The 22,921-nt window shown below is 42.3% G+C and carries 19 protein-coding genes and 1 other annotated feature; of the genes, 4 read left to right on the top strand and 15 right to left on the bottom strand.

The window, feature by feature from the left end; genetic code table 11:
• Positions 1 to 87 precede the first annotated feature (87 nt).
• The gene (gene ald / locus RL70_RS13655) at positions 88 to 1,206 is read right to left on the bottom strand and encodes an alanine dehydrogenase (protein WP_039043953.1); all 1,119 of its coding nucleotides are present in this window, start codon (positions 1,204 to 1,206) and stop codon (positions 88 to 90) included.
• Positions 1,207 to 1,426: 220 nt separating this feature from the next.
• Between ald and RL70_RS13650 the strand changes: the two genes are divergently transcribed.
• Positions 1,427 to 1,876 carry a universal stress protein gene (locus RL70_RS13650; RefSeq protein WP_039043952.1) on the top strand — a complete coding sequence of 150 codons (450 nt, stop codon included), beginning with the start codon at positions 1,427 to 1,429 and terminating at the stop codon, positions 1,874 to 1,876.
• A 46-nt stretch (positions 1,877 to 1,922) separates the two neighbouring features.
• On the opposite strand, the gene RL70_RS13645 is transcribed toward RL70_RS13650, so the two are convergent.
• The 10 genes from RL70_RS13645 to ezrA all read right to left on the bottom strand — a co-directional run bounded on the left by RL70_RS13645 (position 1,923) and on the right by ezrA (position 12,531).
• Positions 1,923 to 2,843, bottom strand: a complete 921-nt coding sequence (locus RL70_RS13645; RefSeq protein ID WP_039043951.1) for a class I SAM-dependent methyltransferase — start codon at positions 2,841 to 2,843, stop codon at positions 1,923 to 1,925.
• 110 nt (positions 2,844 to 2,953) lie between these two features.
• Positions 2,954 to 3,460, bottom strand: a complete 507-nt coding sequence (tpx, locus tag RL70_RS13640; RefSeq protein WP_039043950.1) for a thiol peroxidase — start codon at positions 3,458 to 3,460, stop codon at positions 2,954 to 2,956.
• A gap of 32 nt (positions 3,461 to 3,492) precedes the next feature.
• Complete coding sequence (locus RL70_RS13635) at positions 3,493 to 4,089, bottom strand: RDD family protein (protein WP_231567279.1); 597 nt, start codon at positions 4,087 to 4,089, stop codon at positions 3,493 to 3,495.
• A gap of 17 nt (positions 4,090 to 4,106) precedes the next feature.
• Positions 4,107 to 5,117, bottom strand: coding sequence for a signal peptide peptidase SppA (sppA, locus tag RL70_RS13630; protein WP_039043949.1), 1,011 nt, complete (start codon positions 5,115 to 5,117; stop codon positions 4,107 to 4,109).
• Between the two features lie 63 nt (positions 5,118 to 5,180).
• Entirely contained in the window at positions 5,181 to 6,119 is a 939-nt protein-coding gene (rarD, locus tag RL70_RS13625; protein WP_231567278.1) for an EamA family transporter RarD, read from the bottom strand.
• Positions 6,120 to 6,245: 126 nt separating this feature from the next.
• Complete coding sequence (gene mbcS, locus RL70_RS13620; RefSeq protein WP_039043947.1) at positions 6,246 to 7,817, bottom strand: acyl-CoA synthetase MbcS; 1,572 nt, start codon at positions 7,815 to 7,817, stop codon at positions 6,246 to 6,248.
• Positions 7,818 to 7,958: 141 nt separating this feature from the next.
• A complete protein-coding gene (locus tag RL70_RS13615; protein ID WP_039043946.1) occupies positions 7,959 to 8,168 on the bottom strand; it encodes an alpha/beta-type small acid-soluble spore protein in 210 nt (69 codons plus the stop codon).
• Positions 8,169 to 8,422: 254 nt separating this feature from the next.
• Positions 8,423 to 9,625 carry a tRNA uracil 4-sulfurtransferase ThiI gene (gene thiI / locus RL70_RS13610; protein ID WP_039043945.1) on the bottom strand — a complete coding sequence of 401 codons (1,203 nt, stop codon included), beginning with the start codon at positions 9,623 to 9,625 and terminating at the stop codon, positions 8,423 to 8,425.
• Positions 9,612 to 10,760, bottom strand: coding sequence for a cysteine desulfurase family protein (locus tag RL70_RS13605; RefSeq protein ID WP_369795235.1), 1,149 nt, complete (start codon positions 10,758 to 10,760; stop codon positions 9,612 to 9,614). The genes thiI and RL70_RS13605 overlap by 14 nt, the downstream gene beginning before the upstream one ends.
• Positions 10,761 to 10,833: 73 nt before the next feature.
• A complete protein-coding gene (gene ezrA / locus RL70_RS13600) occupies positions 10,834 to 12,531 on the bottom strand; it encodes a septation ring formation regulator EzrA (protein ID WP_039043943.1) in 1,698 nt (565 codons plus the stop codon).
• Between the two features lie 200 nt (positions 12,532 to 12,731).
• Here ezrA and RL70_RS13595 point away from each other — a divergent pair, with 200 nt between their 5' ends.
• Positions 12,732 to 13,211, top strand: coding sequence for a GAF domain-containing protein (locus RL70_RS13595; protein ID WP_039043942.1), 480 nt, complete (start codon positions 12,732 to 12,734; stop codon positions 13,209 to 13,211).
• Positions 13,212 to 13,280: 69 nt separating this feature from the next.
• On the opposite strand, the gene megL is transcribed toward RL70_RS13595, so the two are convergent.
• Together megL and RL70_RS13585 are read right to left on the bottom strand one after the other, a co-directional pair.
• Entirely contained in the window at positions 13,281 to 14,492 is a 1,212-nt protein-coding gene (gene megL / locus RL70_RS13590; protein WP_039043941.1) for a methionine gamma-lyase, read from the bottom strand.
• A gap of 93 nt (positions 14,493 to 14,585) precedes the next feature.
• Positions 14,586 to 16,442 (bottom strand): sensor domain-containing diguanylate cyclase, encoded by a 1,857-nt coding sequence (locus tag RL70_RS13585; protein ID WP_039043940.1) that lies wholly within the window; start codon positions 16,440 to 16,442, stop codon positions 14,586 to 14,588.
• A 362-nt stretch (positions 16,443 to 16,804) separates the two neighbouring features.
• On the opposite strand from RL70_RS13585, the gene rpsD reads away from it, so the two are divergent.
• Positions 16,805 to 17,407: a 30S ribosomal protein S4 gene (gene rpsD, locus RL70_RS13580; RefSeq protein WP_039043939.1), complete on the top strand. Its 603-nt coding sequence runs from the start codon at positions 16,805 to 16,807 to the stop codon at positions 17,405 to 17,407.
• On the opposite strand, the gene RL70_RS13575 is transcribed toward rpsD, so the two are convergent.
• Together RL70_RS13575 and tyrS are read right to left on the bottom strand one after the other, a co-directional pair.
• Positions 17,399 to 17,956 (bottom strand): hypothetical protein, encoded by a 558-nt coding sequence (locus RL70_RS13575; protein ID WP_156137982.1) that lies wholly within the window; start codon positions 17,954 to 17,956, stop codon positions 17,399 to 17,401. The two genes, rpsD and RL70_RS13575, sit on opposite strands and share 9 nt — an antisense overlap.
• Positions 17,957 to 18,238: 282 nt before the next feature.
• Complete coding sequence (tyrS, locus tag RL70_RS13570) at positions 18,239 to 19,504, bottom strand: tyrosine--tRNA ligase (RefSeq protein WP_039043937.1); 1,266 nt, start codon at positions 19,502 to 19,504, stop codon at positions 18,239 to 18,241.
• A 64-nt stretch (positions 19,505 to 19,568) separates the two neighbouring features.
• Positions 19,569 to 19,767 (bottom strand) — a binding site (T-box leader).
• Positions 19,768 to 19,870: 103 nt separating this feature from the next.
• On the opposite strand from tyrS, the gene RL70_RS18340 reads away from it, so the two are divergent.
• Positions 19,871 to 22,876 carry a transglycosylase domain-containing protein gene (locus RL70_RS18340; RefSeq protein WP_039043936.1) on the top strand — a complete coding sequence of 1,002 codons (3,006 nt, stop codon included), beginning with the start codon at positions 19,871 to 19,873 and terminating at the stop codon, positions 22,874 to 22,876.
• The last annotated feature ends 45 nt before the right edge of the window (positions 22,877 to 22,921 follow it).

Raw genomic sequence — 22,921 nt, 5'->3', positions numbered from 1 at the left:
CAACAGTCTCCCACGAATAATCAAATATTAACGGACTTTTTCAGCGACCTCAAACTTACAGCCTCTGCTTCTTTGTTTATAGTATTCTTATCGACTCAACAGAGATTGAGCAGATACATATTCAATTGCCTGCGCATCTGAAACTGCTTGATACGTCAAGTAACCTTCTAGAGTGTTAACCCCTTTTAGCAACGCGTCGTTGTCCAAGCAAGCCTGCTTGTATCCTTTGTTAGCAATTTGTAGTGCGTAAGGAACCGTCACGTTTGTAAGTGCCATTGTAGATGTACGTGGGACTGCACCTGGCATATTTGCAACTGCGTAGTGTACCACACCAAATTTTTCATATGTCGGATCGTCGTGCGTTGTAATGCGATCGGAAGTTTCAAAGATTCCACCTTGGTCAATCGCAATATCCACAAGTACAGAACCTGGTGACATCGATTTAACCATCTCTTCGCTTACAAGTTTAGGCGCACGAGCTCCAGGAATAAGCACACAACCTATTACTAGATCAGCATCTTTAACAGACGTTGCAATATTAAATGGATTCGACACCAATGTTTGAACATCATTGCCAAACAACTCATCTAGCTGACGAAGTCGTTCTACTGAAAGATCAAGAACAGTGACACGAGCACCCATACCAATCGCAATGCGGGCTGCATTCGTTCCAGCTTGTCCTCCACCAATAACGGTCACGTTTCCACGTTGAACACCCGGAACGCCTGATAATAGAATTCCTTTACCGCCTTCCATCTTCTCCAAGTACTGAGCTCCTATTTGAGTTGCCATACGTCCAGCTACTTCACTCATCGGTGCGAGTAGTGGCAACGAACGATTTGGTAATTGAACCGTCTCGTATGCAATCCCGATCACTTTATTGTCGAGCAATGCCTTAGTTAACTCTACTTCGGAAGCAAGATGTAAATACGTGAACAAAATGAGACCTTCACGGAAGTAACCATACTCTGAAGAAACTGGCTCTTTTACCTTCATGACCATTTCTGCTGCCCACGCTTCAGCTGCAGTTGCAACAATTTCCGCTCCAGCTTCACGATATTCTTCATCAGTAAAATTAGAGCCAATTCCTGCTAGTGTTTCGATAAGCACCTCGTGTCCCGCTGATTTCAAGTTGAATACTCCAGCTGGTGTCATTGCGACACGATTTTCGTTGTTTTTTATCTCTTTAGGTACTCCAATACGCATAGTTAGTTCCTCCTCAATGAATGTGTCCGGCTGTCCAGTATGTACCGTTCAAACCTTTTCTCAATAAGTGTAGCAGATAGCACCCTATTTTGCCGTACTTTTTGCATCGATAAACAAATATTTTTAATTCCCCGATTTTTGATGATTAAGCAGGAATTATTAAGAGATATGTCGTATAGTACCTATAGAAGTATAATTTAAATGTAGGAGTGTGGTAACGATGTCATTAATTTATAACCAAATCATTGTCGCGGTAGATGGATCAAAAGAGTCGGAATGGGCGTTTAAAAAAGCAGTAGAAATTGCTAAACGTAACGACGCGAACCTGAACCTCGTCAACATAATCGACACACGTTCGTACTCCGCTGTAGAGGCGTATGACCGTTCAATTGCTGAGCGCGCTCAATCTTTTGCTGTAGAGTTGCTTGAAGGATACAAAGAGCAGGCAGCAGCTGCTGGATTGACTCACGTGAATGTTATTGTGGAATATGGTTCACCTAAAACAATGATCCCTAGAGAGATCCCTAAAAAAATCGAAGCGGATCTGATCATTTGTGGCGCGACAGGATTAAACCCAGTAGAACGCTTCCTAATCGGTAGTGTATCAGAGAACATTGTTCGTTCTGCAAAATGTGATGTACTCGTAGTCCGTACTTCCGAAGGCGAATAATCAAAAGAAAAAGCGTCCTTCTCATCATGAGAAGGACGCTTTTTACTTACTTCGTACTTTCTTTTGCCCAATCTTCCATCTTGTTGAAGAAAGAAATCATCGCTTGCTTGTCAGTCATATCTGGAACGGTAGCGAGTAATACATCTGGTGTTGGCATCGCTCGTTCTGATGGTTTTTGCAAAATCAGTAAACTTTTTGACTGAGCAGCATTTTTGAAAAGTGTTTGTGGCAATTGTAAAATCCCACGAATAATCGTGTGCTTTTTCAAATACGTGTGCAATTCACCCGCTTGAGCAGACTCGAATAACGAAGATGGAACAATGAATATGCCGTATCCTTCTGGCTTTAGATGATGAATCGTTTGTTCAATGAATAAATGATGAGCGTAAGCATGTCCATCAGCAGGCATCATTTCAAAATTCAATGCGTTTTCATCATCCGGATAATAACCGACGGGTAAATCACATACCGCTAAGTCAACTGGATCGACAAGTAATGGTCGCAGTGCATCTTGTACATAAATGCGAATGGTTTGTTCCATAAGATCAGCACCTGCTACGATCAATCTCGCTAATAACTCATCGATTTCCACAGCGACTGAAGAAGCTGGCACTTCCAGTGAGTTCATTACGGTTAGCAGTAAATTACCGGTACCCGCTGCTGGATCTAGCAATTGCACCATTTCTTTTTGCGGTAGTAGGAAACTCGATATACGCGCAATTAGCATCCCTATCGCATCTGGAGTCATCTGATGGTGAGCCTGCACGTTTTGTCTCATACCTTTTAAAATTGCAAGTTGCAATCCACGTCGGATTTCCTCTTTGGTGACATCCCCTTGCATTTCAGGACTAGCCGTCCCTTCTGTCCAATTTTGACAAGCTACGATGAGCTGCTCTAAGTAAAGCGACTCATCTTTACTAGCTGCCTCATCTAAATAAGTAAATATCTGTTCTGTATTTGTTTTCATCCTAATCCCTCTACTTCCTTCTTTTCGATCCATCAACCTACTCAACAGCCGCCATGAAAAACCCATCCGACAGCCGGATGGGTTTTCTGCAGGCTACAGCTACCTTACAATCACGCCTTCAATTTCTCAACAGCTTCCAAAGCCTCTTGGTAGTCCGGGTGATCGGTTACTTCACTCACGTATTCTGAGTAAGTAATTGTGTCATCTTTATCAATAACAAAAATCGAACGAGCAAGCAGACGAAGTTCTTGTATAGCCACTCCATATGCCTCTCCAAATGAAAGTTCTCGGTGATCCGATAGAATTTGGATATTCCCGATTTCTTCCGTAGAACGATAGCGTGCTTGAGCGAATGGAAGGTCAACGGAAATCGTCATTACTTCCACAGTGTCTCCAAACTTTCCAGCTTCTTCATTGAATCTATGTGTTTGTTTAGAACACACACCCGTATCAATTGAAGGAACAACGCTAATTAAACGAATCTTCCCTTTTGAATCATCAAGCGACACAGGTTGAAGATCATTCGCTAATACTGTGAAGTTTGGAGCTTTGTCGCCCGCTTTCAATTGTTTTCCGACCAATGTAACAGGATTATTCTTGAATGTAATTGAAGTCATTAAGATTCTCCTTTCAGTATCCATCTATCTTACTAGATAGACTGATCGCCTTGCAACTGGCGACTCTCATCTACGTGTACGGTTTTAGCTGTATTCAATTTCTCATAAATTTGCTCGTGAACGACTTCTGTATCCGCAAACAAGTCATGCAACGCTTCTTTACGGGGCATGAAGATAACAAGTAAATACGGAATCAGCAACGTTTTTGAAATATAACGGCCGATGACTTCACGGAACAGAAGTGTTCCCCAACCAAGCGGCTCTCCAGATTTTTTGACGACTCGGATTCCCATAATCATTTTCCCTGCTGTTTGACTGAAATACTTTGTCATGAGCAAGAAGTACGCAAGAAATAATACTAGTAAAATGAGTTTGTATGGGCTGTATAACAAAAAAATCGGATCCTTTATCGGGTAGTCGACAACCCGAAAGATTGGTTTTACTAACAAACCGCTGATTGCACCAACAATAATGATATCAATCAGATACGCCCAAAAACGAATCCAAAACCCCGCTGGTTTCTTTATGAATTCTTGTTTTTGCGTCACTAAGGATCGCTGTTCTATCGGTTCTTCTTGAACTTGAGTTTCTTTAACTTCCTCTACCGGCTGTTCCATTTGTTCAGACATTGTGTCAACACCTCCCCTTAACGTTCACCATACAAATACATCATGCGCGGTGCTTGATAGTCAGTCAGAAGTTTTTGGATCAACTCTGTTTCCGCATTTTTCTTAAACAATCCAGAGACACTCGTTCCGAATAAAGATGAAAAGCTATCTGCAGGAGTATATTCAAATACAGTAGGGTTTTTAAACCCTTTTTCTGTGATTAATGCATCTACGACATCCGGTAATTTCCCATAGTCATCTGCAAGACCTGACTCAATTGCTTGACGGCCATTCATAATTCTTCCATCTGCTACTTTTTTGACATCTGCAACTGACATATCGCGTCCATCTGCTACGATACCCACAAACCGCTCATAGGAATCGTTGATCATTTCTTGTAGCATATCCCGTTCTGCTTTTGTCATTTCACGGTTAGGACTCATCATATCTTTGTAGGGCCCTGTTTTGATCGTGTTGAAGTCAATACCGATTTTGTCAGCAAGCTCCGCATAATTCAAACTTTCCATAATCACACCAATTGAACCTGTAATAGTCTCTGGGTGAACAAAGATTTTATCAGCAGGGGCTGAAATGTAATAGCCTCCAGAAGCTGCCATTGACCCCATCGATACGTAGATTGGAATGTCTCGATTTTTCTGGATCGCGACGATTTCATCATAAATATCAGATGACTCCACTACTCCTCCACCTGGAGAGTCTACGTGCAAAACAATTCCTTTTATTGTCTGATCTTCCTGAATATCAGCTAACTGATTCAAGAGACTTTGGTGATTGTATCCTGCTGCAGCAAACGGCGATGCAGGTCCAGTGTCTTGAATCACTCCACTTACGTCTAATATCGCAATGCGTTCATTTGAATCACCTTGGTCTAGTACCGTTTCCTCGTATGTCGCTCCTGCCATTGCAAAGCTATCTTCAAAAAGAGCGTTAAAATCTCTAGTGAATATGTACGATAGCGAGTTAACTCCGATTGAAACAACGACTAAAGCTGCAGCCGAAATTAGTGCAATCCATCGTTTCGTTGACATTTCAAATTCCTCCTTTAGTTCATACTACGTGTACGTTCCACCATACAGAATGTTTCATCCAATTTAAGATTGGTGTGAAGATTCCTGTTTTTGCAGACGAATCAGCGCTCGTTTGTTTCTTACATAACGAAGTATTTCAGGTACTGTGAACACTAATAGTGCTATCCATATGAATGCAAAACTGAGCCATTCAAACTTACCAAACGATTCTCCGTAAATAGCAACTCCGATGATAAGCATCATCGTCGGAGCGATATATTGAAGGAAACCCGTGACGTAGAGCGGTATGGAAGGTACACCCTTCGCAAAAAATACTAACGGTAAAGCTGTTGCAATGCCTGTTATAATGAGCAAGACAACCGTCAACGGATCTGTATCCATTATAACAGCATCTCCACTTGAAAAAATCCAGCCATAAGCAAGAAGTGCAACAGGTACTGAGAATGCCGTTTCAATTGCAAGTCCTCTCGTTGCATCTAATTTAATATGTTTTTTAATAAGGCCGTACAAAGCGAATGTGAACGCCAGTACAAATGAAATCCACGGGAAAACACCATAATGGATAGTCAGAATCGTTACTCCCACTGCCGCCAGTACGAAAGCCGCCTTTTGGTTGCGATTCAACGCCTCTTTTAAGAATATAATTCCTAACAACACTGAAACTAACGGATTTATGTAATAACCAAGGCTCGCTTGCACGATAAAATCATGATTTACTGACCAAATATACGTAAACCAATTGATTGTAACGAGAAACGAAGCGGCACAAAGACTCCAAAATTGCTTTTGTGTCTTCCAAAGTGCTTGAAAGTCAACAATTAACTTTTTACCTTGGCCCATAATTAGGATTGCAAGAACGGTTAAGAGGAATGCCCAGATGATTCGGTTCACTAAAATTTCTCCGCTACTCACGTGGTGAAGACTTTTCCAGTAAATCGGCATGAATCCCCACAATACATATGCAGTGAACACCCAAAGTGCTCCCTGTTGTTGAGTTTGCAATTGTTTCACCCCTTTTGTCAGCATTTAGCTGCACGAAATATCTCTCAATTATACGGGGGCATGTTAGCAAGGTAAAGTCTTTAGCAAAGAAAAGGACTGAGATCACTAAAATCCCAGTCCTGATTATTACATTGTCTCTTGTTTTCGAAGCTGGACACGCATGATTTTCCCTGATGCAGTCTTCGGCAGTTCATCGACAAATTCAATTTTCCGGGGATACTTGTATGGTGCAGTAAGTTGTTTTACATGATCTTGCAGTTCCTTCACAAGTGCATTATCGTCTTTTTGAGAGGTATCCCTTAGGACGACGAAAGCTTTGACGACAGTTCCCCGAACCTCATCTGGACTTCCGATGACAGCACATTCCTTAACAGCAGGATGATTCGTAAGGGCATCCTCGACTTCAAATGGTCCTATTGTATAACCAGAACTAATAATAATGTCATCTCCGCGGCCTTCAAACCAGAAATATCCGTCCTCATCTTTCTTAGCCCGATCACCTGTAATGTAATAATCACCTCGGAACTGCATGGAGGTACGTTCTGGATCTAGTAGGTACTCTTTGAACAACGCGGGAGTAGAAACGTGAACAGCGATATCTCCAACTTCTCCCACTTGAGCAAGTTCACCATCATCATTAACGATTTCCACACGATTTCCTGGCGTCGGTTTCCCCATAGATCCTGGTCTTGCATCCATTCCTACCATGGTTCCTACTAATAATGTGTTTTCGGTTTGACCATAACCATCTCTCACTTGAAGAGAAAATACGTTTTCAAATATATCGATAACCTCTTTGTTCAACGGCTCCCCTGCAGATACGGCACTGCGCAATGAGGACAAATCATAACTGCTCAGGTCTTCTGCTTTCGCCATAAATCGGTATTCTGTAGGGGTACAACACAAAACACTCACTTGATGTTTCGTAATCATATCCATGTAAGTTTTCACGTCAAACTTCCCATTGTAAACGAGTCCTGTGGCACCACTTCCTAAAACAGCAAGAAAAGGTGTCCAAATCCACTTTTGCCAACCTGGCGCCGCTGTAGCCCACACCATATCTCCCTCTTGAATACCAAGCCAGTTTTCACCAGTCGTTCTAAGGTGAGCGTATCCCCATCCGTGTGTATGCACAACGCCTTTTGGCTTACCTGTTGTTCCAGATGTATAAGATAAGAAAGCCATATCACTGGCTTTTGTTGGTGCTGCCTCATATTGAGCTGATACATTTTTCATTTCTTCCGTTAAAGAAATGCCACCTTCTTTTGCTTTTCCTACTACAAACAAAGTGACGTCTTCGATGCCACGCACTTCACTCAATTGACTTGTAAAGGCTTCATACGCAACAATCGCTTTGGCTCCACTATGTTCTAGCCGATATTCAATGTCTGATGCGCGTAACATTTCTGATGAAGGAATGACCGCAATTCCTGCTTTTAAAGCTCCAATATAGGCAACATACGCTTCAATTAACCTTGGAACCATCACTAATAGGATGTCTCCCTTTTTCAACCCATTCGCTTCATAAACAGAAGCAGCACGATTTGCGTCTTCCATTAACTCGTCATATGTATAGTGTTTTTGATTTCCTTCAGAGTCAACGTAAATTAATGCTCTCTTATTTGTTCCATCTGCGTACTTTTCAATTTCAGATACGATGTTATAGCTCTCTGGTGCTAACAATTCTTCTCTCTTCATGAAGACTCCCCCTTTAAACAGTATAGTCAGTATACATCTAAAATTTATTCAATTCAAAAATAAATAAAGAGTAATGATAAAAAAGTTTCTTCACATACTAAAAAAACTGTCCCCACTTTTGGGGACAGTCCAATCAGTTACTTATTTTTGGTAACCGTTCATTTGTTGTTGAGCTTGACGTACCAATCGCTTTGTAATTTCTCCGCCTACGGAACCGTTGGCACGCGATGAAGCGTCTGCTCCAAGCTGAACTCCAAATTCTGATGCGATTTCGTTTTTCATTTGGTCAAGCGCTTGTTGTACACCTGGTACAAGAAGTTGGTTTGAATTGCCGCTGTTTGAGTTTGTCATGTTGATGTCACCTCCCTTGTGAACATAGAATGTACCGTTTGGGTAAATTCATGCACAGAAAGGAAATGGTAACTTTTTCATATTATGAAATGGTCTAATTGAAGGCGCTCTTAAGCGCTTCAAATCAGCACTTACAGTGTATGTTGCACCTTATATAAATCGAAAAACAGTTAATGAATTATGAATTGAGCCTGCCCATTCGCTACTATAAAAGCGCTTGTTAACTGCTCGGGCACACATTCAACCAATTTTTTTCACAACAGGTCACAGAACTCATCCGTCTTTTCTTCAAGGAAACAGTCGATGATTTTGCGATTTTGAATCGCTTCATTGATCATTGGTTCGAAGTCGATGAAGCTTTCGTAGTACTCTACTTTTTCTAAACGCGGTTTCGTTTTAGGGCTTGATGGCGTGAAAACAGTACAGCAATCTTCAAACGGTTGAATAGATGTTTCATACGTACCGATTTTTTTAGCCATTTCGATGATTTCCAATTTGTCCGTTGCGATAAGCGGACGTAATATTGGGGTCGAAGTAACTGCGTTAATTGCTGTAAAACTTTCGAGTGTTTGACTCGCCACTTGTCCTAAGCTTTCTCCAGTTACGATAGCAAGTGCATCAATTTCCTTACGTAGCTGATCTGCAATACGTAGCATAATTCTTCTTGTAGACGTGATGGATACGTTCTCAGGGACTTGTTTGACAATCGCCTGTTGAATTTCAGTGAATGGAATGACATGCAATTTTATCTTTCCGCCATACGCACTAATCTTACGTCCTAGCTCAACTACTTTTTCTTGCGCTTGCTCACTTGTGAATGGAGGGCTTGCGAAATGGATTGCTTCTATAGTGACGCCACGTTTCATCATTAAGTAACCAGCAACAGGACTGTCAATTCCACCAGACAACATAAGTAATGATTTTCCGTTGGAACCTACAGGCATGCCACCTGCACCTTTAAATACTTTAGAAGATAGGAATGAACCACCTTCTCTTATATCGATATGAAGTAAAATATCCGGTTTTTTTACGTTCACGCTTAGATTGGAATGGGCTTTTAAAACTGTGCCGCCTATTTCTCTTTGCAATTCGCCTGTTACTAACGGAAATGATTTGTCCGTTCTTCGTACTTCGACTTTGAATGTTTTCTCATCAGTATCTTCGGTTTCAAAAATCGCTAGTGCTGTTTGTTGAATCGCTTCAACAGTGGACTCACATTTTGCAATCGGGCTATAAGATTGAATGCCCGCAACGTCGGCTAACCGCTCTATCGCTTGTTCCAGGTCCTCAGTAGTTGCATATAAAAACATGCGATCGCGTTCAGCTTTTAGTTTAACCGATTGTAAATCATGGAGAACTTGCTTAATATTCGTGGTCAGCTTTTGTATAAATACTTTTCGATTTCGCCCTTTTAAGGACATTTCTCCGTACCTTATGAGAAGTTCATTCCATATCATGCTGTTTCATCCCTTTCTTGATCATCTTTAAAAATTCTTTAATCACTTGTACGAGCGTGTCGATATCTTCTTCTGTATTCATTTTACCGAAGCTAATTCGAATTACACCTTTACGGTAATCGTCCGGTACATGGATCGCTTGGATAACGTGGCTTACTTTGTTTATTTTTGAAGAACACGCACTGGAAGTGGAAACCATGATGCCATGTGCTTGAAAATAATTAACAGCAACTTCGCCAGTGATCCCTTTGAATGCAACTGTAAAAATATGTGGAGCACCCTCTTCAGGTGAACAGATCCTAACAAGTTTTTCAGCATCCAAAAGGTTCCGCAGCCGTTCACTCCATCGCTTATAGTTAGGTAGGTTATTTTGTTCGATCACTATTCTAACCGCTTTAGCAAATGCCACAGCTCCAGCTACATTGGCGGTCCCACTTCTAAAACCTAGCTCCTGACCACCTCCAAAAGTGATTGCTTCAGGCTCTTTAAATTTCTTTGTTATTAAGCAGCCAGTCCCTTTCAACCCATGGATCTTATGCGCAGATAGTGTCACCACATCCACCCATTTAGGATATGGTAATGGAAGTTTCCCTAGGCTCTGTACACAATCCGAATGGAATATTGCTCGGGAATGTTCACGGATTACTTTCGAACATGCTTCAATTGGTTGGATGGTCCCAATTTCATTATTTACGTGCATGATACTCACTAAAATGGTATCTTTCCTAATCTTCTGCTTCAGTTCTTCCGGAGATACTTCACCTGATTCATTGACAGTAAGGAAGTCAATTTCAAATCCTTCTTGTTGCAAATGGAGACATGCATTCCGAACTGAATCATGCTCGATCTCGGTTGTAATAATATGGTTTCCACGGTGCTTGAGGCTGTTTGCATATCCGACAACAGCCAAATTATTAGCTTCGGTACCGCCAGAAGTAAAAATCACAGTACTTTCAGAGTCTCCAGCAAGGGTGGCAATTTGCTTCCTGGCAGATTCTAAAAGCTGTTCCGCTTTGTTCCCAGCTTGATGAAGTGAAGCAGGGTTCGCATAATACGTGCGGTTCACTTGTGTAAATGCCTGAAGAACTTCCTCTTCTGGGATCGTTGTTGCACTATTATCCAGATAAATCATCATGAACTCGTCCTTTCATGCAACTTAAGCGGCACAAAGCCACCTGCACTCAATGTGCGGGTGGCTGATAGTACGCTTACTGTACGTGTTCTTGTATTAACTCTTCAATTCGCTTCATTGCACCAGGTTCCACTTCTTCAACAGCCGTAGCTGCTTCTTCCAGAGCTTTTGCATAACGGAATTGTCTGAAAGCCATTTCCGCCTCCAGCAATCGGGCATGCATGGCCGGATGAGATGCTCGATATCGGTTTCCATATTGAATGATTTGTTCAGTCAACAATGCATTTTCTAACATTTCATCAATTTTCAACACGACTTCATGAACTTCTTTTTCTGCGTTGTCTATATATCCTTCAACAAGTGCCATATTGAGTGGAACTTCTTCTAAACCATTTTTAACAATAAAGAGTTGTTCATCCGCTTCTTCCAACCGGACCTCGATATCATCTGGCACTCCAGGAATATTGGCTTTCAAAAGTTTTCGTTCAGCTTCTTGTAATGTCCTCGCGAGCTCTTCCAGGCGTGTTCTAACAGTTATTTCATCGGTACGTAGACTCTTAATACGTTCCTGGAAAGCAATTGTTTCCATTTCGACGCGCTCTAACGTTTCAGCGACTGTACGTAAGTCTAGTGCAAGTCCAGAGTAAGCTGACTCTCCATTCTCACCTTGACTAGTTAGCAGTTCAAACCGCTTAGTAGCTTCTGAGAGCTCAATGAGGAAGCCTTTAGGAATCGCCGCTTCTTTCTCATCTAATCGGTAACTTTGTTGCACAAATAATGCTTCATCTGCAATTTCCTTAGAAAACGACTTAACTGACACAAGCTTATTTGCAACTTCTGCATAATTCTGTTCCATATACTGTCGTTCTTTCACTTCTTCTTCGAGTGCATCATAGAAGGAGTCCAAGCTTTCATCAATTTCAGCTAAACGTTTTTGAACGGGTTCAACATCAAGAATCTCCACTTTACCAAGTAATTCTTCTGATTCACGCTCAATTGCTGATAACGATGATTTTAAACTTAAGTGTTCTAAGTAGTAACCGTCTTCTATCATTTCAGCTACACCATTTCGGAGTTCCCGAATCGAAGCTGGGAGTTTACTTTGCAACTCGCTAAGTACTGAAGGGATTTCTCGTATCAACGGGAACAACTCATTTGCTTTGGATGCAACTGCAATTACATTTTCCCTTGCTTGCAAGTAATTTCCGTTATCTGTTAAATCATCGTATTCTTCAAATGCAGGTTGGAAATATTCAAGTTCCTTTTCTAATGCTGGAACAGTTCTTCCATAAGAATGCTGATGGGCTAACACAGATTTCCGGGCTTCCCTGAATTCTTCTCTTAAGGATTCCATCTCTACTCTGTTTTTTTCTTCACTGCCAATCAGTTCATTCAATTCCTGTAAAATCGAACTTTTACGTTCTTCACACACAGTTAGTTGTTGTGAGATGTCTTTTTCAATTCCAGTTGCTTTTTTAAAGCGGAATCGATCGACCATTTCTTCGGTATCAAATAGTAAGGAATCAATTTTAGGAACGAGCACATCGACGACTTCTGTCCATTCGTTGCGCCAACGTTCAAATTTCTCCTCTGTTTGACCTGTCATATTCAGCTGTTTGACTTTTGTCATTTCCTCAAATATCGGTTCATGCTGGATTTGAAGCTTTTCATGCTCCAACTTGCTGATTTCCTGGATATGCTTTCGTCTCAACAAAAACATTGCAACAGCCAGCACAATCACTATGATGATTGGAATGATGAAGTAGTTCACCATTGTCCATCCCCCTATTCCGCAACGACTCTACAATTGATAATACCTTATATAGTAACACGTTTAAAGAATTTTCGTGTTGAAAAAGGGCGAATCTTCGTCGAAAATTTGTTTACTTGTGTGAAACACCTCGAAAAATGTATGATTCTATTAGATATCCTACTATTTTTAGGAACTAATTACACGGAAATGAGGGAGCTTTTATGTTCATGGGGATCGAGTATTCGAAGGATTCAACAGAAAGTTATCGCCAACTTGCTGACCAGCTTCAACTTTTGTTAGATGGGGAAAAGAATCGCATTGCAAATTTAAGTAACGCCTCTGCCTTACTAAGTAATTTCTTGGAGCGTACCAATTGGACTGGTTTTTATCTAATGGAAGAGGGAGAACTTGTCCTTGGACCGTTCCAAGGGCTTCCTGCTTGTATTCGAATTCCAATGGGAAGAGGTGTATGCGGAACTTCCGCAAAAAATAGAGAGACCCTAGTTGTAGAAGACGTACATTCATTCGAAGGACACATCGCATGTGACTCCGCTTCCCAATCTGAAATCGTGCTACCACTCGTGAAGAATGATGAGCTCATCGGAGTATTAGATATTGATAGTCCGGAAATCGGTCGTTTTTCTGAAGAGGATCGGATAGGCCTTGAACAGTTTGTAGAAGTTCTTTTACGACACATTTAAGTTTGACTCATCCAAACAAAAAGCAGCTGAGTGCATTCACTTCGCTGCTTTTTGTTTGCCTCAATATTCTTAATTAGAAAGGGTTTGCTGCTCTTTAGACACTTGCAGAAACGCTTGCTCTAAGTCTGCGATGAGGTCATCAGCGTACTCTAATCCTGCTGACAATCGCAGGAGTCCATCACTGATTCCCATCTTTTCACGATCCTCTGCTGGAACTCCTGAATGTGTCATTGTTGTAGGATGCTGGATCAGAGTTTCTGCGTCGCCCAAGCTAACCGCAATTTTGATCAGTTTCAGATGATTCATGAATGCTTGCGCTACAGGTTGACCTCCTTTTATCGTAAAGGAAACTAGGCCACCTCCTGCAGACATTTGGTTCTTTGCGATTTCGACTTGTGGATTGTTTTCATCAAACGGATAATAGACCGTTTCCACCAGGTCTTGAGCTTTCAAATACTCCATCAATCGGGTTGCATTTTCGCTATGCCTTTGCATTCGTACAGAAAGTGTTTTCAGCCCACGGATAAGTAACCAGGCATCGAACGGGGATATGATGCCCCCGTAATCTTTTTGTACACTTCCGCGGATGCTATCAATTTCCTCTTTGTCTTTACCCGTTAGCAAGCCAGCAATGACATCTCCATGCCCATTTATATATTTTGTGGCACTATGCAAGACAAAATCTGCTCCAAAATCAATCGGGTTTTGCAAATATGGGGATGCGAATGTATTATCAACGACGATTTTCAGCTTGTGTCGTTTCGCAACTGCTTCAACCGCTCGAAGATCAGCGAGTTCCATTGTAGGGTTAATCGGTGATTCGATGTAGATACATACAGTGTCAGGTGTAATAGCCGCTTCAATTTCTTCTTCTGTGCCCATTGGAGTCAGGCTATGGGTAATGTTGTATTTCTTTTCCATAATTCCAAGTAGACCAAAAGTACACCCGTAAATCCCACGTGAACAAACGATGTGATCTCCCGTTTTCGTCAGATGAGTCAGGATGGCACTAACAGCAGCCATTCCGGAACCGAATGCAAGGGACCCAGCCCCGTTTTCAAGCATGGTCATTCGTTCTTCCAACACTCGTACTGTTGGATTGCCTAATCTTGAATAGATACCACCTTCTTCTTCCCCTGCAAATCGCCTTGCCCCTTGTTCTGCTGTGTCAAAAGCATACGTTGATGTTTGATATAAAGGGACTGCTAAACTCCCATGATGCGAACTACTGTCATAGCCTGTGTGAACCGTTGCCGTATCTTTATGAATTTTTTCATTCACCCTGAATCATCCGCCTTCCACTCATGAAGTAAACGCTTACATTCATTGTATGCTTACCCGTTGTAAAACTCAAAGGAAATCGGTCCTTGCCCATTATTCTGCAAGTACCGATTCACTAACGATAATTCGATTTTTACCGCCCGATTTTGCTGAGTAAAGCGCTTCATCGGTGTTTTGAAATAATTGCTGGTAGGTTTCCTGGTTTGTCGAAGGTGCCCACACGCTCACTCCGATGGAAACGGTAACGGAAGGTTTCGTAAGTTGTGGCATTTTAAGCAGCAGTTGTTTTGCAAGCTGCTTTCCTTCTACAAGGGTTGCTCCCGGCAAATAAACCGCAAATTCTTCTCCACCCCACCGTCCCGCGATATCATGATCCGTAATGCTCGATTTCAGAAGGTCCGCGGTTTGTTTTAGTACAGAATCCCCGATGGCATGACCAAATTGATCGTTCACTTGTTTAAAATCATCCACGTCTAGTAGAAGAAAAGCACCGCCGATGCCTTTTTTAAACGCAGAGGACATATGTCGATCTAAGTACCCTCTCGCATATAAACCAGTCATCTGATTTTTGTTCGCAAGGTCTTGCAATTTTTCACGGAGCGCAGAATTGGATAGCGCTAGAGATGAATGGCTAATAATCGCCTTCACTAGTTTGAAGTCTTCAAAAGTAAAATGGTACTTCTCTGTGTGAATAAGCAATGTATACCCTGCAATTTTTTCAGAAATGACTATTGGAGCAATCATTAGTGAACGATAAGGAGTGAATCCTTCAATGTCATCGTTCTTCAAATCCGCAATAAAAACCGCTCCATTTTCTTTTCTCACACGGTTCTCGGCATAATCCAAATAGCGGCCTCCAGCCTGCGTTAGAAAGTACGAAGTCGTTTCTTTCGATAAAACAGGAGGTTCCTGATCCCTAAAATAGACAATTGCTACCTCTTCAGGTTCAAAGGTTTCTTTAAGTCGACTGTAAATATACGTAATCATTTCCTCGAACGTGAGTCGTTCCGTGAGCTTTTTAGAAACTTCATTCACCAATTGTAATTCATGGATCAACCGGTGGGATTGGTCGTACAAGCTCGTATTTTCGATTGCATGCCCTGCACTTTCTGAAATATTACGGACGAATTCTTTTTGCATAGGAGAAAATATATAATGACAAGGTGCAGAAAGCTGTAGAATCCCGTACGTACCTTGCATACCTTTTACCGGAGCACTTAGGATTTCAGCATCATGTTCAGCGTCTTTTCCAAGCGTCAATTCCCCAGAAAGAAAAGCTTCAACAGTTGATGGAAGTTCATTGGAATAATCGAATAACCTATAGGGGCAAGAAGAGGCCAGCTGTTCTTGGGAAAGTATGAGTTCCACTTGAATTGATTCGAATTTTTCAGAAACCGTAGATACAAGTTCTGACTGGATTACTCCTAATTCCATAGTAGAGTTAAACGTCTTAGTTGCTTCAAGTAGGCTTTGATAATTTTGAGAATGTTTGTAGAGTGATTGATATCCTTTAATAGTTTCAATTAGCCTACCAAGCAAAAGTTGGAACTTCTTGAAGAATTCAGATGATGCAAACGCATGCCATTCATCTGTCGACTTCACAAGTACCATTGCAACGGGTTCCCGTTTCTCATTTCTAATCATTAGGGTATCATCGGCAAAGTCTAACGGATCGTCTGTTTCTGAATAAGTTCCGGATTGCATAGGTGACGTTAAGGTTTCTACTACGCCAACACTGCTCCGGCTATTTTCTTTAACCAAGGATGCGGCAGGATAGAATTGGTTCTCTTCATATAGAAAGAACTCTATTTTCGTGACATTGAAATGGGTTGTGAACAACTCTTCAAAGAGGCGAATGAATTCACTTTCTTTTATGTTCTTCATCACACCTACCATTAAATCCAGTAAGTTACTCTTAATCGATTCATACATTTGCTCATTTGTTTTCATATAGACACCCTCTATCATTCAGTAAAAGCATCGATAACTTACTTTCATTTTATAGTATCAAGATTCAAAATGCAACTTTATGACTAGTACAATATATCCATTTCGAATGATTTATTCTAGAAGGACAGAAGTCTCTTTTGAAATCACTTGACGAGTTTGTCCATTATTGGTATGATAGTCGTTGTGTAAAATAATTGCAGCAGTTGTGTGTTCTCTATTGCTCAGTCTGTTCCTCAAATTGAGGTGTATCCTGTAACCCTTGGCTGCAGAGGTGAAGATACATGAAAACAGAATGTCGTAGGGATTGAACGCATCTGGTCTTATTTTACAACAAAATAAAACCAACAGAGGAGGAGTCATTCATGGCTCGTTATACAGGTCCATCTTGGAAACAATCTCGTCGTCTTGGTATCTCACTAAGCGGCACTGGTAAAGAAATCGAAAAGCGTCCTTACGCTCCGGGTCAACACGGTCCGAACCAGCGTAAAAAACTTTCTGAATACGGTCTTCAACAACAAGAGAAACAAAAACTTCGCTTCATGTACGGTGTGAATGAGCGTCAGTTCCGCACATTGTTCAACAAAGCAGGTAAAATGCAAGGTCTTCACGGCGCTAACTTCATGATCCTTCTTGAAACTCGCCTTGACAACATCGTTTACCGTCTTGGTCTTGCTCGCACTCGTCGTGCTGCACGCCAACTCGTTAACCACGGTCACATCCTTGTTGATGGTAAGCGCGTAGATATCCCATCTTACAGCGTGAAGCCAGGTCAAGAGATTTCTCTTCGTGAAAAATCACAAAACCTTGACATCGTTAACGAATCAATCGAAATCAACAGCTACGTACCTGAGTTCGTAACGTTCAACGCTGACACTAAAGTCGGTAGTTTCGTACGTCTTCCAGAGCGCAGCGAACTTTCTGCTGAAATCAACGAAGCTCTTATCGTTGAATTCTACTCACGTTAATAATGAGTACACTTCCCTTCCGGATTTTCCGGAAGGGTTTTTTGTTTTTCGGGGAGAAGGCATATTTCTTTCTTCCGCGCGTAAACATCGCTCCTTCGCGCACAATCCACTGCCTTCCGCTCTCATTTCGTTCTGCTCCGCGCGGAATTTCCCTTTCGTGCGTATCTCACGTTCTTCCGCGCGTAAACACCGCTCCTCCGCGCATATTCCTCTGCCTTTCGCTCGCATTTCGTTCTGCTCCTCGCCAAATTTCCCTTTCGCGCGTATCTCCAGTCCTTCCGCGCGTAAACATCGCTCTTCCGCGCACAATCTTCTCCCTTTCGTTCGCATTTCGTTCTTGCCAGCGCGCAATTTCCCTCTCGCGCGTATCTCCAGTCTTTCCGCGCATAAACATAACTCCTCCGCGCACAATCCTCTGCCTTCCGCGCGTATTTCGTTCTGCTCCGAGCGGAATTTCCCTTTCGCGCGTTTTTCTAGTTCTTCCGCGCGTAAACCAACTGCTCCGCGCGGAAATCCCCTTTCGCGCGCCTCTCCCGTTCTTCCGCGCATAAACATCGCTCCTCCGCGCACAACCCTCCACCTTCCGCGCGTATTTCGTTCTTCCGCGCGTAAACATAACTCCTCCGCGCACAATCCTCTGCCTTCCGCGGTATTTCGTTCTGCTCCGCGCGGAATTACCCTTTCGTGCGCTTCTCCCGTTCTTCCGAGCGTGAACATCGCTTCTCCGCGCACAAATCCCCGTTCACGCGCCTCCTAACGGCTCCACGCACAAATTCCATAAAAAAATCAGAGAGAAAGGTTTTAACCGTTCTCTCTGATTGATCGTTCATCCTATTTAAACATAACCATTGTATACTTCTTCTTACCACGACGGACAATCGTAAATGCATCTTCTAAACGGTCAGCCGCGTTAACATCATGCGCTGTATCCGTTACTTTGTCTCCGTTCAATGAGATTGCACCGTTTGTCACATCCTCACGAGCTTGACGTTTAGAAGGTGATATCCCAGCTTCCACTAGCAACTCAACGATATTGTGATCTTCTTTCGCCATCTCGAATGTAGGGACATCTTTGAAAGCGTCCTTCATTTCAGAAGTCGTCAATTTCTTCAAGTCTCCACTGAACAGTGCTGCAGAAATACGGATCGCTTGATCGAGTGACTCTTGACCGTGAATTAGGCGAGTCATTTCTTCTGCCAGTGTCTTCTGCGCTTTGCGCAAGTGAGGTTCATCCGCAACCGAACGCTCCAGTTCTTCAATTTCAGAACGATCCAAGAATGTAAATATCTTCAGGTAGTGTACAACATCTGCATCCGCTGCATTGATCCAAAATTGATAGAACTCATAAGGAGATGTCTTGGCAGCATCCAACCAGACAGCGCCACCAGCTGTTTTACCAAACTTTGTGCCATCGGATTTCGTAACAAGTGGAATCGTGATTCCGAATGCTTTAGCTTCTTCCTCGTGAGTCTTGCGAATAATTTCGAGTCCCGTTGTAATGTTCCCCCACTGGTCAGATCCTCCGATTTGCACGCGGCAACCGTAGTGATTATACAAGTGATTAAAGTCGATTCCTTGAATTAGCATGTATGTGAATTCTGTAAACGAAAGTCCTGTTTCTAAACGGGATGCCACGTTTTCTTTCCCTAACATGTAGTTAATATTCAACAATTTACCGTAGTCACGCAAGAATCCAATCGCACTCATCGGACCCATCCAGTCTTTATTGTTTACGAGACGCGCTCCATTTTCATCTGCAAAATCGAACAAACGCTCAAGTTGGACTTTCAATCCTTTTACATTTTCATCAACTTGTGCTTCCGTTTGAAGTTGTCGTTCATCCGCACGGAATGATGGATCTCCAATCATCCCAGTTGCTCCACCGATAAGTAGAATAGGGCGATGACCGTGTAGTTGGAATCGTCGAAGAGTTAGAAGCGGAACAATGTGTCCGATATGCATGCTATCTGCTGTCGGATCGACACCGCAATAGAGCGATACTTTTTGTTCGTCGAGCAGCTTCGCCATTCCTTCCTCATCCGTTTGTTGGTAAAGCAACCCTCTCCATTTTAAATCATCTAATAAATTCTCAGTCATATAACTTCCTCCTCCATTTTTGCTTCACAAACACAAAAAATCCCTACACGATCTAAAAAGATCATGCAGGGACGCTAATTGTACATGTAAGCGCGGTACCACCCAGCTTGAGATAATTATCTCCGCTTTATTAGCAATAACGCCGCTATCCGCGCAACACTCCAAAGCTGTAATTCGTGAACAAGGTACCGAGCAGCTTCCACCCACCGCTGCCTCTCTATACGGATCGCTTGCCACTACTGCGGCTTCTTCACTGTGAAGAGTAACTACATAATATTGTAGTCGAAAATGGAAATTTGTCAAACAAATTCAGTCCACTACTGTTAGAATATGCTATAATTAATAAGATTTTTAGGAGGGAACGAATTGACAAAACAGGACAAAAAACGTGTTGATGAACTTGAAGATAAATTCGAAGCGATGAAGAAAACCAAATGGGCAAAAAATACCCGGATTACCTCAGGCGTCATCTGGAATCTCTTTTTGCTTTTCTTAGTTATCGGTTTGACGTTAACGGTTTTCGGCGCTTCCGTAGGGGCAGGTTATTTCGCCTCGCTTGTTGAAAAAGAACCACTTCGTTCAAAACAGGAAATGCGCAGTGAAATCTTAAGTTATGAAGAAACATCCGAAATCTATACGAACGGAAAGTACTTAAGAAAAGTACGATCTGACATAGACCGGAAAGAAGTCAAACTCGAGGATGTCTCACCTTACGTCATCAATGCCGTTTACGCGACGGAAGATGAATACTTTAACACACATAACGGGATTGTCCCTAAAGCAGTTTTCCGTGGACTTTTCCAAGATGTCACTAATTCTGACAATCAAACTGGTGGATCTACTCTTACACAACAATTGATTAAAAACCAAATTTTAACGAACGAAGTCTCTTATGAGCGTAAAGCGAAAGAACTCTTGCTTGCAATGCGGTTAGAGCATTTCATGACCAAGGATGAAATTTTGGAATCCTATCTAAATATCATTCCATACGGACGTAATTCCAACGGTGGAAACATTGCTGGAATCGAAGCTGCAGCGGAAGGAATCTTCAATAAGACCGCGAAAGAGTTGAATCTCGCTCAATCTGCATACATCGCTGGTATTCCCCAAGCTCCTTTTGCGTATACACCGTTTTACAATGGCTCAAATGGATTGAAAGATGAAAAAGGATTGAAGCCCGGCATCAATCGTATGAAAACTGTATTATTCCGAATGAAAGAAACGGAGTATATTACCGAAAAGGAATACAATGAAGCGATTGCTTACGATATTACAAAAGACTTTAGAACTGCTGCAGATGCACCTAAAAGTAGAGATGAATACTTAACGGATGAAATACAGCGTAATACAATTGAAATTCTAGCAAACATGATTGCAGAAGAAGATGGAATTGACGCTGATCGATTAAAAGAAGATAAAAAGCTTAATGAGAAATATAGTATTTTAGCAGAACGTTCCATGAGAAATGACGGTTTCCGAATTCATTCGACTGTTGACTTAGCCTTGTATAATGCGATGAACGATGTTTCGGAAAACTTTTCACAATATGGATTCACATACGGAGAAAGCTCTACCAATAAAAAAAATGTTGAAAAGCAGCCAGTTCAAGTCGGTGCAACGTTATTGGACAATAAGACAGGGAAAATTTTAGCCTTTGTAGGCGGTCGTGATCATGAATTGGAAAAAACGAATCACGCGACACAAGCGACTCGCCAACCTGGTTCTAGTATCAAACCTTTGCTCGTCTACGCACCTGCGATTGAGTATGGAGTTATCGGTGCTGGTAGTCCTGTCGTTGATGTGAAATTCAGTCTTGGTGGCTGGAGCCCTAACAATTTTATACCAACGCAAGAATTAGGTATTATTTCAGCTCGCCAAGCTCTAATTACTTCACAAAACTTAGCTGCAGTCCGTTTATACAATCAGATTCAGGATCGTAGACCTGCTGACTTTTTGAAGAAAATGGGCTATTCTAGCTTGCAACCAGAAGACTATGAAAGCTCCTCTGCAGCACTAGGTGGATTACAACTCGGCGGAACAGTCCAAGAAACTACTAGTCTCTACTCCACACTTGCTAATGGCGGACAACATGTCGACCCATACATTATCGAAAAAATCGAAGATAGTAACGGCAACATCGTTTACCAACATAAAGTCGAACCTGAACAGGTGTTTAGTCCTCAAACCGCATACATTGTGACAGATATGCTTCGTGATGTCGCATCAAGTGGTACTGCAAAAGTGATGAAAAGCAAATTAAATTTCAACGTGGATATTGCAGCGAAAAGTGGTACAACAAACCAATTCAGAGACGCTTGGCTACTTGGTTACAATCCTAACGTTTCCCTTGGCGTATGGCTGGGTTATAAATACCAAACCAAATCTCTTGAAGGTCCAGGAAACGCCCAATATGGAACCGCAAGTTCACGTACGAACGCTTTATATGCAAAACTCATGAATGCCATCAACCAAGCACGACCTGAAACGGTTGGTCAAAATGTTCGTTTCCAACGACCTAATGGTGTTGTGAATCGCTCATTCTGTGGTATTTCGGGTCTTGCTCCGTCAGCTGCATGCTCAGCTGCAGGATTAGTCCGTTCAGATCTCTTTAATGCGAATGTCATGCTTCCTAACAAAGCGGATGACAGCATCATTTCATCATCTTCTGTATCTGTTAAAGGAAAGAGATATGCAGCATTGCCTTCGACCCCTTCTGAATTCATTACTGCTGGTGGCGTAGGTGTCAATGAGGAATTCATCAAACGGATGCTTGGTCCTTTAGGTGGAGATGCATCCAAGTTGTTCCCAGCACGATCATCCTTTGCGTCTCGCGTCGTATCCGGCGCAATCTTCCCTGCGGATGGCGTAGCGCCTGCAGGTGTGACGGCTTCGCAAAATGGCTCTGTATTGACATGGAGTGCGTCTCCATCAAACGATGTCATTGGCTATTATGTCTACAATGGCGGAACGCGTGTAGGGACAATCATAGATGGTCAGTCACTCTCTTTCCCTATAGGAAGTGGAAACTATACGGTTCGAGCTGTGGATATTACAGGATTAACTTCCGCCCCTTCCAATGCAGTTAAGACCGTGGCAGAAGCACCTGAATCGGAAACTCCTGACGACTCAACTAATGGATCAGGCGATAGTGGTGGCGATACGGGAACGACACCACCTGATTCAAACACTGATACAGGTACCAAACCTAAGCCTCCCGGTAATAGTGGTGGCGATGGAAAACCGAAACCTCCTGGTAATGGTGGGGAGGACGGGAAACCGAAACCTCCTGGTAATGGCGGGGAGGACGGGAAACCTAAGCCTCCTGCTAACGGTGGGGATGGAGAAGGAGATGGCGATTCAGACGGCGAATAATCATTGCCGTCCCTCTCCTTCATTTGAAAAACAACTTAAAGAAAA

It is taken from the genome of Sporosarcina sp. ZBG7A (assembly GCF_000813425.1).
In the GTDB taxonomy this organism is placed as follows: Bacteria; Bacillota; Bacilli; order Bacillales_A; family Planococcaceae; genus Sporosarcina.
Note: the sequence above shows the minus strand (reverse complement) of the source record. Positions and strands in the feature narration are given on the sequence as shown.